Annotated in this window: 10 protein-coding genes; 5 read left to right on the top strand and 5 right to left on the bottom strand. The window is 67.5% G+C overall.

The window, feature by feature from the left end:
• Positions 1-147 precede the first annotated feature (147 nt).
• The 3 genes from EZ304_RS10385 to baeS form a co-directional block, all read right to left on the bottom strand.
• On the bottom strand, positions 148-969 hold the full coding sequence (locus EZ304_RS10385) for a nucleotidyltransferase domain-containing protein (RefSeq protein ID WP_142806983.1): 822 nt from the start codon (positions 967-969) through the stop codon (positions 148-150).
• A gap of 88 nt (positions 970-1,057) precedes the next feature.
• Entirely contained in the window at positions 1,058-1,747 is a 690-nt protein-coding gene (locus EZ304_RS10380; protein ID WP_142806982.1) for a response regulator, read from the bottom strand.
• Positions 1,744-3,147: a sensor histidine kinase efflux regulator BaeS gene (gene baeS, locus EZ304_RS10375; protein WP_142806981.1), complete on the bottom strand. Its 1,404-nt coding sequence runs from the start codon at positions 3,145-3,147 to the stop codon at positions 1,744-1,746. Before baeS ends, EZ304_RS10380 begins: the two co-directional genes overlap by 4 nt.
• A gap of 118 nt (positions 3,148-3,265) precedes the next feature.
• Between baeS and smeA the strand changes: the two genes are divergently transcribed.
• Genes smeA through smeC form a run of 3 tightly spaced genes read left to right on the top strand, consistent with a single transcriptional unit; the run spans position 3,266 to position 9,036 of the window.
• A complete protein-coding gene (smeA, locus tag EZ304_RS10370; RefSeq protein WP_142806980.1) occupies positions 3,266-4,462 on the top strand; it encodes a multidrug efflux RND transporter periplasmic adaptor subunit SmeA in 1,197 nt (398 codons plus the stop codon).
• Between the two features lie 12 nt (positions 4,463-4,474).
• On the top strand, positions 4,475-7,624 hold the full coding sequence (gene smeB / locus EZ304_RS10365) for a multidrug efflux RND transporter permease subunit SmeB (protein ID WP_142806979.1): 3,150 nt from the start codon (positions 4,475-4,477) through the stop codon (positions 7,622-7,624).
• Complete coding sequence (gene smeC, locus EZ304_RS10360) at positions 7,621-9,036, top strand: multidrug efflux transporter outer membrane subunit SmeC (RefSeq protein ID WP_142806978.1); 1,416 nt, start codon at positions 7,621-7,623, stop codon at positions 9,034-9,036. Before smeB ends, smeC begins: the two co-directional genes overlap by 4 nt.
• A 191-nt stretch (positions 9,037-9,227) precedes the next feature.
• Here smeC and mnmG read toward each other — a convergent pair whose 3' ends face one another.
• Entirely contained in the window at positions 9,228-11,117 is a 1,890-nt protein-coding gene (mnmG, locus tag EZ304_RS10355; protein WP_099551689.1) for a tRNA uridine-5-carboxymethylaminomethyl(34) synthesis enzyme MnmG, read from the bottom strand.
• A 616-nt stretch (positions 11,118-11,733) separates the two neighbouring features.
• Complete coding sequence (locus EZ304_RS10345; RefSeq protein WP_142806977.1) at positions 11,734-12,222, bottom strand: hypothetical protein; 489 nt, start codon at positions 12,220-12,222, stop codon at positions 11,734-11,736.
• A 159-nt stretch (positions 12,223-12,381) separates the two neighbouring features.
• Here EZ304_RS10345 and EZ304_RS10340 point away from each other — a divergent pair, with 159 nt between their 5' ends.
• Both EZ304_RS10340 and EZ304_RS10335 read left to right on the top strand, forming a co-directional pair.
• Complete coding sequence (locus EZ304_RS10340; protein WP_099555224.1) at positions 12,382-13,344, top strand: pyridoxal-phosphate dependent enzyme; 963 nt, start codon at positions 12,382-12,384, stop codon at positions 13,342-13,344.
• Positions 13,341-13,973, top strand: coding sequence for a YdcF family protein (locus tag EZ304_RS10335; RefSeq protein ID WP_099555222.1), 633 nt, complete (start codon positions 13,341-13,343; stop codon positions 13,971-13,973). Before EZ304_RS10340 ends, EZ304_RS10335 begins: the two co-directional genes overlap by 4 nt.
• Positions 13,974-14,057: the final 84 nt, after the last annotated feature.

Raw genomic sequence — 14,057 nt, 5'->3', positions numbered from 1 at the left:
AGGCCATTCGCGACGATGATACGCGTGCGTCCGCTGGGGGAGGTACCGCCCTGGGGCCGCGCGGATACGCAGTAGATCCACGCCATGCGTGGATGGTGATCTCGGTGCCGACCAAGGTCGGCAGCTACCAGAAACGTGTGCAACCGCTCAGGCCGGCGCGTGCTCGGCCAGCATCTGCCGGAACAGCGCGTCCAGCCAGGTGCTGTCGCCCTGCCCAGCGGGCAGATGCGGGGCCTGCTCGACGCGGGCGGCCAGCTCACGATCGATGAAATCGCTGATCGCCGCGATGCGCGGTCCGGCACTGACCTCGGCACTGGCGCGTTTCACCACCAGCAGGGCATCGATGGCTTCACGCACCGGGCCATGTGGCAGCAGCCGGTCCAGCAGATCCTCGAAGGCCATCGGCGGGGGTGTCTGCTCGTGTTCGATCCACTGGCAGGCCAGCAGTGGGCGCAGCACGTACAGGTACTTCTTGGTGCGTACCGTTTCGCCACGCAGGTAGCCGCGATGGTTCGAGCGCGCCATGTTGAAGTAGTGCCACCACGTGCCCAGTGGTGAATGGAACGACTCAGCTGCCTTCCACAGCTGCGACACCGCGGTGTGATCCTGCTGGTAGATGATCGGCGAGCGCAGCCACTCGATCAGTGTCGGATTGGATTTTGAAACCAGGCGCAGCGCTTTGCGCAGGTCCCAGCCGCTGACGTCGAGTTCATCGTCGATCGGCAGTTCGATCACATCGCGCTGTGCTTCATCGGGGCCGGTGCTCTCGTTGACGGTGAGATACCACGGCTGGCGATGCACGTAGATGAAGCGCGCGTCGTAGTCGCTGTCCGGCGAGGAAAAACCCCAGCCGCGGCTGCCGGATTCGCAGGCCAGCAGCACACGCACATCGTGGCGCTGTTCGATGTCGGCGAGGGTGGAAAGAATGGCGGCGCGCTTGTCCGGCGCGATCGGGTGGATGTCGTCCATGCAGTCGTGATTCGTTGATGTCGAGCGTTCTCGAATGTAGCGCAGATCGAACACACTGCGCCTGCCGGGCCAAGCCAGGCGAACGCGATCACGGCTCGTAGCTGTAGCCCATGCCGTACACCGAACGGATCGGTTCGCCTTCCATGCCGGCGTCGGCCAGCTTGCGGCGCAGGTTGCGCACATGGCTGTCGACGGTGCGGTCGACCACCACGCGATGGTCCAGGTACAGCCGGTCGAGCAGTTCATCGCGCGCCCAGATCCGGCCCGGCGTGGCCAGCAGCGTGCGCAGCAGGCGGTATTCCACCGGGGTCAGGTCCAGGCCCTTGCCGTTCCAGGTGGCGCGTGCGGCCGGCTCGTCGATGTGCAGGCCGCCGTTGGCGCGCGCACCGGGGTCCGGGCGGTAGCGGCGCAGCACCGCCATCACCCGAGCGACCACTTCACGCGGACTGAACGGCTTGCAGATGTAGTCGTCGGCACCGATCTCCAGGCCCAGCAGGCGGTCGATCTCTTCCACCCGTGCGGTGACCATGATGACCGGCACATCGCTGCCGGCGCGCAGTTCGCGGCACAGGTCCACGCCGTCGCGCTGCGGCAGCATCAGGTCCAGCAGCACCAGGTCGGGCTGGTAGCGCGCGAACGCCTCGATCACCTGGCCACCGTCGTCCACCCACTCGCTGGCCATGCCGGCAGCGGCCAGGTAGTCGCGCAGTACCGAGGCCAGGCGTGGCTTGTCCTCGACGATCAGGATCTTCGCGGACGTGGCGGGCGACGTGCTCATGCAGGCTCCGGCAGGGTGATGACCACGCGCAGCCCGCCCAGTGGCGAGGGCTCGGCGTGGATGACGCCGTGGTGGGCCAGGATGATGTTGTGGCTGATGGCCAGGCCCAGCCCGCTGCCGCCACTGGCGCGGTTGCGCGAACTTTCCACGCGGTAGAAGCGTTCGAACAGCAGCGCGCACTTGTCGGCCGGCACACCCGGCGCGGTGTCTTCCACGATCAGCTGCAGGCCGGCAGGCACGCGCGCTGCCTGCACGAGTACGCGGCCACCGGCGTGGGTGTAGCGCAGTGCATTTTCCAGCAGGTTGGCCAGCACCTGCTGCAGGCGCCGTTCGTCACCGGACACCTGCAACGGCGTGGCGGGCAGATCTTCTTCCAGCGCCAGGCCTGCATTGGCAAAGCGCACGCGCATGCCATTGAGTTCGCTGCGAAGCAGCGCCACCAGGTCCAGTGGCGCGAAGCGGTACGCCAGGCCGCCGGACTGGGTCATCGACAGGTCGTGCAGGTCGTCGATCAGCTTGCCCAGCTGGTGGATCTCGCCCTGCAGGCCCACCAGGTTGGCGCGGTCCAGCGGACGGATGCCATCTTCGATCGCCTCCAGCTCGGCGCGCACCACCGCCAGCGGCGTGCGCAGTTCATGCGAGATGTCGGCAATGAAGGCGCGGCGGTTGCGCTCGGTATCGTCCAGCGCCTGCGCCATCCGGTTGAAGTCGTTGACCAGTGCGTCCAGCTCATCGTCGCTGGTGCGCTCGATGCGGGTGGCGTAGTCACCGGCGGCCAGCCGGTGCGTGGCCGCGGCCAGCTTGGCCAGGCGCTTGCGCAGCGCACGCGATACCAGCCAGGCCAGCAGTACCGTCACCAGCAGTAGTGCAATGCCGATCACCCACCAGGCACGCACCTGGGTGTTGTAGAAATTCAGGTCGTTGGTGGCGATGACGGTCTGGAAGGGGACCATGCCCAGCCAACCTACGGTCTGCCCGTCCACCTGCACCGCGTGCGGCTCGTCATCGCTGGTGGCGTCGGGGTTGCCGGCCACGAAGCGGTGCTGCGCATCGAACAGGCCCAGACGCGAGGGCACGCCGGTCTGGTCGGACAGCGGCGGCACCGGTCCTTCGTGCCCATGGGCCAGATCCGGGCGCAGCAACCGCGCCCAGCGGTCGCCATCACCATGCAGATGCTCCCAGCCACCGTGCTCGCGGTACTCGCGCTGCAGGTGTGGCATCAGCCGCTGCATGCGCAGGTCGCCCTGGTCGTTGAGGTAGTCCAGGAAGCCGGTCTGGAAGGCCACGCGGCTGGCAATACCGTTCACTGCCAGCACCAGCAGGCAGGCGGTGAAGATCGCGAGGAAGGTCTTCGCGGTCAGGCCGAATTTGAGTCGAATCTTCGCCATCGCGGAGGCCATTAGCGGCGCATGCGGCGCCGAAAGCAAGCGCCAGCTGAGCCGGTCGCACAATCTCCATATTCTCTGCACAGTTCCACGGCAGCGTGCACGGGTCCACGCAAGGCCCCCCACGCCCCCCATGTCCCTCCTGCGCCCGCTGTCCCGTTCCCCGCGTCCCCTGCTGCTGCCCCTGCTGCTGGCCCTGGCGGCCTGTTCGGCGGGCAGGACTGAAGCCCCGGCCATGCCCGAAGTGGGCGTCATCACCGCCAGCGCGCAGCCGCTGGCACTGCAGCAGACCTTGCCCGGCCGCGCCGTGCCGTTCGAGATCTCCGAGGTGCGGCCGCAGATCGGCGGCCTGATCCGCCAGCGTCTGTTCACCGAAGGCCAGCAGGTCAAGGCAGGGCAGCTGCTGTATCAGGTCGACCCGGCGCCGTACCAGGCTGCTTTCGATACCGCGCGCGGGCAGCTGGCGCAGGCCGAGGCCACCGTGTTGTCGGCACAGCCCAAGGCCGAGCGCACCCGCGCGCTGGTGAGCATGGATGCGGCCAGCAAGCAGGATGCCGACGACGCCACCTCGGCGCTGAAGCAGGCGCAGGCCAACGTGATTGCCGCGCGCGCTGCATTGCAGGCCGCCCGCATCAACCTTGACTACACGCGGGTGACCGCGCCCATCGACGGTCGCATTGGCACTTCCAGCGTGACCGCTGGTGCGCTGGTCGCGGCCGGGCAGGATGCCGCGCTGACCACCATCCAGCGGCTGGACCCGGTGTACCTGGATGTCACCCAGTCCAGCACGCAGATGCTGGCGCTGCGCAAGCAGCTCGATGCCGGCCTGGTGAAGGCCATCGATGGCAAGGTACAGGTGAAGGTGCTGCTGGAGGACGGCAGCACCTATGCGCATGAGGGCACCCTGGAGTTCGTTGGCAGCGCGGTTGATCCGGGCACCGGCAACGTGGTGCTGCGCGCGGTCATCCCGAACCCGGACGGTCTGTTGCTGCCCGGCATGTACCTGAAGGCGGTGCTGCCGATGGCCACCGACGCGCGCGCGCTGCTGGTGCCGCAGAAGGCGGTGATGCGCAACGAGCGCGGCGAGCCGCTGCTGCGCCTGCTCGACGCCAGGGATCATGTGGTCGAGCGCCGGGTCAGCACCGGCCAGGTGGTCGGCAACCAGTGGCAGATCACCGATGGCCTCAAGGCCGGCGAACGGGTGATCGTCAGCAACGGCAGCGCGGTATCGCTGGGCCAGCAGGTGAAGGCAGTGGCGGCCACCACGGTACAGCTGGCCGCGATGCCGGCGGTCGACCCGAACGGCAACACCGACGAAAAGTCGCACTGAGGCCTGCCGCACATGGTTCGTTTCTTCATCGACCGGCCGATCTTCGCCTGGGTGATCGCCATCGCGGTCAGCCTGCTCGGCCTGCTTGCGATCCTGATCCTGCCGGTGGACCGCTACCCGCAGATCGCTCCGCCCACCATCACCATCCGCGCCACCTACACCGGTGCCTCGTCGCAGACCGTGGAAAACGCGGTCACCCAGGTCATCGAGCAGTCGCAGCAGAGCCTCGATCACCTGATGTACATGACCTCGACCAGTGCCTCGGACGGCTCGGCGCAGGTGAATCTGGTGTTCGCCACCGGCACCAATCCGGATACGGCGCAGGTGCAGGTGCAGAACCAGCTGCAGGCCGCCATGGCCACGCTGCCGCAGGCGGTGCAGCAGAACGGCCTGACCATCACCAAGTCCAGTGGTTCGATCTTCGAGGTGCTGTCGTTCACCAGCGAAGACGGCAGCATGGACAACTTCGATGTCGCCAACTTCATGGAAGCGCGCATCGACGACCAGATCAGCCGCGTCAGCGGTGTCGGCAACATCCAGCCGATCGGCCAGGAGTACGCCATGCGGATCTGGCTGGATCCGGAGAAGATGCGCCAGTACGCACTGATGCCGTCGGACATCGAGACCGCACTGCAGGCGCAGAACACCGACGTGTCGGCCGGTGAACTCGGCGGCCAGCCGGCGCTGAAGGGCCAGCAGCTCGACGCCACGGTGACCGCGCGCAGCCGCCTGCACACGCCCGAGCAGTTCGCGCAGGTGGTGCTCAAGGCTGACGCCAACGGCAGCGTGGTGCACCTGGGCGACGTGGCGACGATCGGCCTGGGGCCGGAGAGCTACGACAGCATCAGCACCTTCAACGGCAAGCCGTCGGCCTCGCTGGGCATTGAACTCAATGCCGGTGCGAACGCGATCGCCGTCTCCAAGGCCATCGATGCACGGCTTCAGCAGCTGCAGAAGTACTGGCCGCATGGCTACACCGCCCACGTGGCCTTCACCACCACGCCGTTCGTGACCATCTCGCTGAAGGAAGTGGTGATCACCCTGATCGAGGCGATCATCCTGGTGGTGCTGGTGATGTACCTGTTCCTGCAGAACTGGCGCGCCACCCTGATCCCGACCATCGCGGTGCCGGTGGTGCTGCTGGGCACGTTCGGCGTGCTGGCCGCGTTCGGCTATTCGATCAACACGCTGACCATGTTCGCACTGGTGCTGGCCATCGGCCTGCTGGTGGACGATGCCATCGTGGTGGTGGAGAACGTGGAGCGGGTGATGACCTTCGAAGGGCTGGCGCCGAAGCCGGCCACACTCAAGGCGATGGGCCAGATCACCGGCGCGCTGGTCGGCATCGTGCTGGTGCTGACCGCGGTGTTCCTGCCGATGGCGTTCTTCAGCGGTGTCACCGGCGTGATCTACCGCCAGTTCTCGGTGACGATTGCTGCAGCGATGATCCTGTCGGTGCTGGTGGCGATGACCATCACCCCCGCGCTGTGCGGCAGCATCCTGCATCAGATCCCCAAGGGCGGCCACCCGCATGGAGACCACGGCGGCGAACCGAGCCTGCTGGGCAAGTTCTTCATCTGGTTCAATCACCGCTTCGAACGCACCTCCAACGGCCTGCGTCGTCGGGTGGATGGATTCCTCGGCCGGCGCACGCTGGGCGTGGTGTTCTACCTGGTGCTGAGCGTGGCCACCGGCCTGCTGCTATGGCACCTGCCGGGTGCATTCCTGCCTGATGAGGACCAGGGCATGCTCAACGCGCTGGTGAAGCTGCCGGCCGGTTCCACGCTGGAGCAGACGCGGGCGGTGATGGATCGCCTGAGTGCCGCCGCGGTGAAGGACGACAGCGTTCTGTCGATCCAGGCCACCGCCGGTTTCAGCGTGACCGGCAGCGGCCAGAACGTCGGTCAGGCCTTCATCCGCCTGAAGGATTGGGATGACCGCAAGGATGATGCCGATACCATCGCCGCGCGCTTGACTACAGCCATGGCCAGCGTGCCCGATGCACAGGTGTTCATCACCTCGCCACCGGCCATCCTCGGCCTGGGTGATGCGGGCGGATTCACCCTGGAACTGCAGGACGAAGGCGGTGCCGGCCATGCGGCCGCGGTGGCCGCGCGCAACACCCTGCTGAAGGAAGCTGCCAAGGATCCGAGGCTGGTCAACGTGCGCTATGCCAGCCTGGAAGATGCACCGGTGTATGCGGTGAAGGTGGACGACGCCAAGGCGCAGGCGATGGGCGTGAGCCCGCAGGACATCAATGACACCTTGAACGCGGCGCTGGGCGGCGACTTCGTCAACAACTTCATCTACAAGGGCCGCATCAAGAAGGTGTTCATCCAGGGCACCGCCGAAGCACGCATGCAGCCGCAGGACATCGAGCGCTGGAGCGTGCGCAACCAGGCCGGGCAGATGGTGCCGCTGTCGTCGCTGGTCAGCACCCACTGGACCAGCGCACCGGCCGCGCTGCAGCGCTACAACGGCATCTCGGCGATGGAAATCACCGGCCAACCGGCGCCGGGTGTCAGCTCCGGCGAGGCGATGGCCGAGATCGCGCGCCTGGCCGACACACTGCCGGAAGGCTTCAGCCACGCCTGGTCGGACATGGCCTACCAGGAACAGCTGTCGGGCAACCAGGCGCCGATGCTGTATGCCATCTCGCTGCTGTTCGTGTTCCTGTGCCTGGCCGCGCTGTATGAAAGCTGGGCGGTGCCGTTCGCGGTGATGCTAGCCGTGCCGGTAGGCGTGTTCGGTGCCGTGCTGATGATGAACCTGCGTGGCCTCAACAACGATGTGTACTTCCAGGTCGGCCTGTTGACCACGATTGGTCTGGCAGCGAAGAACGGCATCTTGATCGTCGAGTTCGCGCGCATCCTCGAACAGCAGGGCAAGAGCACCCGCGAAGCGATCCTGCAGGCCGTCTATCTCCGGCTGCGGCCGATCGTAATGACCTCGCTGGCGTTCCTGATGGGCGTACTGCCGCTGGTGTTCGCCACCGGCGCCGGTTCGGCTGCGCGCCGTTCGCTGGGTACCGGCGTGGCCGGTGGTACGGTTGCCTCGATGGTGCTGGGCATGTTCTTCGTGCCGTTGTTCTACCTGCTGGTGCGCCGCATGTTCCCGGGCCGCGCGGCGGCCCAAGCCATTGCCCTGGAGGCAAGCCCATGAAGCCGTTGCTGCTGCGCGCCCTGACGGCCGCGACGATGACCACCGTGCTCGGTGGCTGCGTGAGCATGGCGCCGCGTTACCAGCGGCCCGAGGCGCCGGTGCCGATGCAGTTCAGCAATGCAGCGACCGGCGAAGCTGATCCTGTGCTGGCGATGCCGGCATGGCGTGAGGTGTTCCTCGAACCGCGCCTGCAGCAGGTGATCGCGCTGGCCCTGCAGAACAACCGCGACCTGCGCGTGGCCGTGCTGCAGGTGGAGAAGGAGCGGGCGCAGTACCGCATCCAGCGTGCAGCGCTGCTGCCATCGGTGGATGCCAGCGGCAGTGTCACCCGCTCGCGGGTCAGCGATGCCAACAGTGAGACCGGGGCCACCCAGGTGACCGAGTCCGATGCGGTGCAGGTGGGCATCAGCAGCTGGGAGCTGGACCTGTTCGGTCGCATCCGCAGCCTGAAGAACGAGGCCCTGCAGAACTGGCTGGCCAGTGCCGAGAACCAGCGCGCGGCGCGCACCAGCCTGGTCGCCGAAGTGGCGACGGCGTGGCTGGCGCTGGCCGCCGATGGGCAGTCGCTGGCATTCACGCAACAGACCCTGGACAGCCAGCAGCAGACCCTGCAGCGCACCGAGGCCCGCCATGCGCAGGGGTTGGCCTCGGGCCTGGACCTGTCGCAGGTGCAGACCAGCGTGGAAGCCGCGCGCGGCGCGCTCGCCAAGCTGCAGACGCAGCAGGCGCAGGATCGTGATGCATTGCAGCTGTTGGCGGGGGCGCCGCTGGATCCGGCCCTGCTGCCGACAACGCAGGTGCTGGAAGGCAGCGTCGCGCTGGCACCGCTGCCCGCCAACCTGCCCTCCAGCGTGTTGCTGCAGCGCCCGGACGTGCTGTCCGCTGAGCATGCGTTGCAGGCAGCCAACGCCGATATCGGTGCCGCGCGCGCTGCATTCTTCCCGACGCTGACGTTGACTGCCAACTACGGGCACAGCTCCACCGCGTTGTCGACGCTGTTCTCGGCCGGCACCCGTGGCTGGTCGTTCGTGCCCAGCATCACCGCGCCGATCTTCCATGCCGGCGCACTGAAGGCGTCGCTGGATGCCTCGAAGATCGGCAAGGACATCGGCATCGCGCAGTACGAGAAGGCGATCCAGCAGGCCTTCAGCGAAGTGGCCGATGCGCTGGCCACGCGTGATCACCTGGCCGCGCAGATCGATGCGCAACGCGCGTTGGTGGCCGCCAGCCAGCGCAGCTACACGCTGGCCGAGGCACGCTACCGCACCGGACTGGATGGCTATCTGCAGTCGTTGGACGCGCAGCGCAGCCTGTATGCCGCGCAGCAGGACCTGATCGCCCTGCAGCAGCAGGAAGCGGGCAACCGGGTGACGTTGTTCAAGGTGCTGGGCGGAGGCGCGGACGCACGGTAACGCGCCCGCCAATGTGGGTGTGTCTTCCGCTCCGGTAGGTGCCGACCTGGGGCGGCACAAAGGCCTTCATCCACGCATGGCGTGGATCTACCGGGGCGGGAGGCCTTGGTCGGCACAAATGCATGCAGCATCGCGATCTGATGATTCGTGCCGACCAAGGTCGGCACCCACCAGAAGCAGGTTCGACCGCGTTACGCCACGCGTCCGCGCCGCGCCCGCTCCAGGTGCACCAGCAGCAGCGAGATCGCCGCCGGGGTCATGCCCGGGATACGCTGCGCCTGGCCGATGGTCTGCGGGCGCACACGTTCCAGTTTCTGCAGTGCCTCAGCCGACAGCCCGCGCACGGTCGCATAGTCGAACGCCTCGGCGATCGGCGTGGCCTCATGCCGCTGCTGCCGCTCGATTTCCTCGCGCTGGCGATCCAGGTAGCCGGCGTACTTCACCCCGATCTCCACCTGTTCGGCGACTTTGGCGTCGGCCACGGCCGGGCCCAGCGACGGCACCTGCATCAGCTGCGCGTAATCCAGCTCGGGGCGCTTGATCAGGTCCAGCACATTGGTTTCGCGGCTGACCGCCACGCCCAGCGTTTCCTGCACTTCGCGGCCCAGCGCATTGGCCGGGGTCGCCCACAGTGCACCCAATCGCACGCGCTCGGCGGCCACGGCAGCCTGCTTGGTCTCGAACGCGTTCCAGCGGCGGTCATCGACCAGGCCCATCTCGCGACCGGCCGGGGTCAGGCGCTGGTCGGCATTGTCCTCGCGCAGCTGCAGGCGGTATTCGGCGCGGCTGGTGAACATGCGGTACGGCTCGTTGGTGCCGTGGGTGATCAGGTCATCCACCAGCACGCCCAGGTACGCCTCATCGCGGCGCGGGCACCAGCCGTCCAGCCCGCGCACCTGGCGCGCGGCGTTGAGGCCGGCCAGCAGTCCCTGCGCGGCGGCTTCTTCATAACCGGTGGTGCCGTTGATCTGGCCAGCGAAGAACAGGCCGTTGACCAGCTTGGTTTCCAGCGAAGCCTTCAGCCCGCGCGGGTCGAAGAAGTCGTACTCGATCGCATAGCCGGGGCGGGTGATATGCGCGTTTTCGAAGCCGCGGATGCTGCGCACCATCTCCAGCTGCACGTCGAAGGGCAGCGAGGTGGAAATGCCGTTGGGGTAGATCTCGACGATGCCCAGGCCTTCGGGTTCGACGAAGATCTGGTGGCTGGCCTTTTCGGCGAAGCGCACCACCTTGTCCTCGATGGACGGGCAGTAGCGCGGGCCGATGCCCTCGATCTGGCCGCTGTACAGCGGCGAGCGATGCAGCGCGTCGCGGATGATCTGGTGGGTCTGCTCGGTGGTGTGGGTGATCCAGCAGCTGACCTGCTGCGGATGCTCGTCCACCGAGCCGAGGAAGGACATCACCGGACGCGGCGTGTCGCCGGGCTGCTCGTCCATCGCGCTGTAATCCAGCGAACGGCCATCGATGCGCGGCGGCGTGCCGGTCTTCAAGCGGTCCACCTGGAACGGACGTTCGCGCAGGCGTGCCGCCAGCGTGGTGGCCGGCGGATCGCCCATGCGGCCGGCGGCGTACTGGGTGGGGCCGACATGGATCTTGCCGGCCAGGAAGGTGCCGGCGGTCAGCACCACGGCCTCGGCATCGAAGCGCAGGCCGGTCTGGGTGATGACCCCACGCACGGCGTCGCCTTCGATGACCAGGTCATCGACCGCGGCCTGGAACACGGTCAGGTTGGCCTGGCCTTCGACGATGGCGCGGATCGCCATGCGGTACAGGTTGCGGTCGGCCTGGCAGCGGGTGGCGCGCACGGCCGGGCCCTTGGATGCGTTGAGCGTGCGCCACTGGATGCCGGCGCGGTCGGCGGCATGCGCCATCGCACCGCCCAGGGCGTCGATTTCCTTGACCAGGTGGCCCTTGCCGATGCCGCCGATGGCCGGGTTGCAACTCATCGCGCCCACGGTTTCGATGTTGTGGGTCAGCAGCAGGGTGCGCACGCCGGTGCGGGCCGCGGCCAGCGCGGCTTCGGTGCCAGCGTGGCCACCGCCGATGACGATGACGTCGTAACGATGGAAGGACGGATTCATGGGGGCTGTTCAGCTGGGGGCGGGCGCGGCCGGGCGCCGGCGCCGGGGTGGCGATTTTAGCGCCATTCGGGGCCAGGACGCCGGCGCCGGCCAGTTGGCGTCGAAATCAACCCTAAAGTTGGCAGGATTTTTGCAGATAACCCAATAGCACCCATCGTGGCTGGCGCCGTAGGCGCCCGTGACCGGAATTGGAACAGGGGCCGGTACAGGTGCACGATGGGGGAGCAGAGGGCCGGCAGTCGGGGGACTGTCCGGCCCTGTTTTTTGGGGCGCCGGGAAAGGCCCCATCCACGCATGGCGTGGATCTACTGATGACGGCCCCAGGGTCGATCCACGCCACGCTTGGATGCCCATCGCGCGCAATGCCCGGTAGATCCACGCCATGCGTGGATGGCTCGGCGACCCCGGTCCAAAACAAACGGCCCCGCATTGCGGGGCCGTCTGCCTTCAGAGGTGCCGACATCCGACAGGGCCGGAACAGGGGGGATCCAGATGTTCCTGTCGGATATCGACGTAGAGCTTTTTGCGGCGGCCCGTGTCGTTTTTGTCACTTTGTGACGCGGGCCGTCACTGTCCGCGTAGATTGCGGCTTAGACCGTGTGAAATGCAAGACGGTTCAGCGCTCAACTGCGCGCTGCGTCGCACGATCCATGTTGCGCCAGGGGGAACCGTTCATCCTCGGCGCACTCGGTGCCGGGGCCGGGCGGGCCTGCGGTGCGGGCGCCGGCGGCTGCATGTTCGACTGCGGCGGGCGACGCATCGAATCCATGTTCCGCCACGGGGAACCGCCGTTGTACGACGGCCTCGGCGGCGGCGGACGGTTCTCGCCACCGTTGCCGGGCGGGCGCGGCGGCGGGCGGTGGTTGTGCGGCGGGCGGTAGATCGGGCGCGAGTAGTACGGGTTGCCATAGCCGCCGTAATAGCCGCCATAGCCACCGTAGTACGGGTAGCCGTAGTTGTAGGGATAGCCGGCCGGGTAGCGGTACTCCACCGACGGCGCGCCGTGGTAGTAGCCGCCACCGCGGCCACCGCCTACATAGTCGTAGGTGGTGCAGCCAGTCAGGCCCAGCAACAGGCCACCGGCAAGCAACAGGCGCATTTTCATGGTGGGTCCCCCCAGAGGACGGGTGTGCAGTCAGCTTCGTGCGCGGGCATTGAATCGGCCCTTAATCCGGCTGGCCAGGATGAATGGAGGCGTAGGCCCGCATGCTGGCATGACCTGTGCCCCGGTCGCCAGCGCAGGGGCATACGTTAATCTTGCGTCATGAGCGATTCACTGTTGCCCCGCGCCGATGACGTCCTGCTTGCTGCTGCGAGGATCGCCCCGCATGCCAGCGTGACCCCGGTGCTGCGCTCGCGCACGCTCGATGCGATGACCGGCGCACAGCTGGCGTTCAAGGCCGAGCACCTGCAGCGCGGTGGCGCATTCAAGTTCCGTGGCGCCTGCAATGCGGTGTGGTCGCTCGATGCCGATCGTGCCAGTACCGGCGTGGTGACCCATTCCTCCGGCAACCACGGTGCCGCGCTGGCCCTGGCCGCACGCACCCGGGGCATCCCCTGCCATGTGGTGGTGCCGGAAGGGGCGGTGGCCGCCAAGCTGGCCAACATCGCCCGCCACGGCGCCACGCTCTGGCGCTGCCCGCCGACCATCGCCGACCGCGAGGCCACCTGTGCCAGGGTGCAGGCCGATACGGGCGCGACCCTGGTCCATCCGTACGCGGACCCGGCGGTGATGGCCGGTCAGGGCACTGCGGCCCTGGAACTGCTGCACAGCGACGGCCCGTTCGATGCGCTGTTGGTGCCGGTAGGCGGCGGTGGCCTGGCCAGCGGTACCGCGCTCGCCCTGCAGCACGCCAGTCCGCAGACCCGGCTGATTCTGGCCGAGCCGGCCGGTGCCGATGACACCGCGCGCTCGCTGGCCACCGGCGAGCGCCAGGGCGCGTTCACCCCGGACACCATCTGCGATGGCCTGCGTACCCTGATCGGCGCGCCCAATTTCGACTTGCTGCGCGCCGCCGGTGCCGAGGTCATCGTGGTCGATGACGCCGCAACGCTGGCGGCGATGCGCCTGCTGTGGGACGTGCTCAAGCAGGTAGTGGAACCCTCATCGGCCACCGTGCTGGCTGCGGTGCTGGCGCAGCCACAGCGCTTCGCCGGCCTGCGCGTGGGCCTGGTGTTGTCTGGCGGCAACGTCGACCTGCCAGCGCTGCGCTGGGGGGCTGCGTGAGCCGCGGGCGGCACCGCGAACGCACCGGCCTGCTGGGCTGGTTGTGGCGGCTGTTCGTGCTGCTGGTGATCTGGCTGCTGGGCGTGACCGCCTGGATCGTCTGGGTGGGGGAGCGTGACCAGGCCGCCAAGGCCGACGCCATCATCGTGCTGGGTGCCGCCGCCTATGACGCCAAGCCGTCACCCGTGTTTGAAGAACGCATCCGCCATGGGCTGGACCTGTATGAAGCGCGCTATGCGCCGCTGCTGATCTTCACCGGTGGCTATGGCGGTACCGGTGCCCGCTTCTCCGAATCGCAGGTCGCGCGGCGCTATGCGCTCAAGCACGGCGTGCCGGACGACGCGATCCTGATCGAGACCGCCTCGCGCAATACCGTGCAGAACCTGGTGGAAGCCAAGCGGCTGATGGACCAGCGCAGCCTGCACCGGGTGATCATTGTCAGCGACCCGCTGCACATGGCGCGCGCGCTGCGCCTGAGCAAGGCGCTGGGCATCGATGCGCTGGCCTCGTCCACGCCCAGCACGCGTTTCCGCAGCTTCCATACCAGCTGGCGCTTCCTGGTGCAGGAAATCTATTTCTTCCACCGCGACCTGGTGCGCCCGCCGTTGAGTTCGCCGGCCAACACCTGAGTAGCTGCCGCTACGATCGCCCGGGTTGTCGTGCTGGCCCATACCTGCCTTTGGTAGGTGCCGACCTTGGTCGGCACGATGCTG

Source organism: Stenotrophomonas maltophilia (assembly GCF_006974125.1).
Lineage (GTDB): Bacteria > Pseudomonadota > Gammaproteobacteria > Xanthomonadales > Xanthomonadaceae > Stenotrophomonas > Stenotrophomonas maltophilia_O.
Note: the sequence above shows the minus strand (reverse complement) of the source record. Positions and strands in the feature narration are given on the sequence as shown.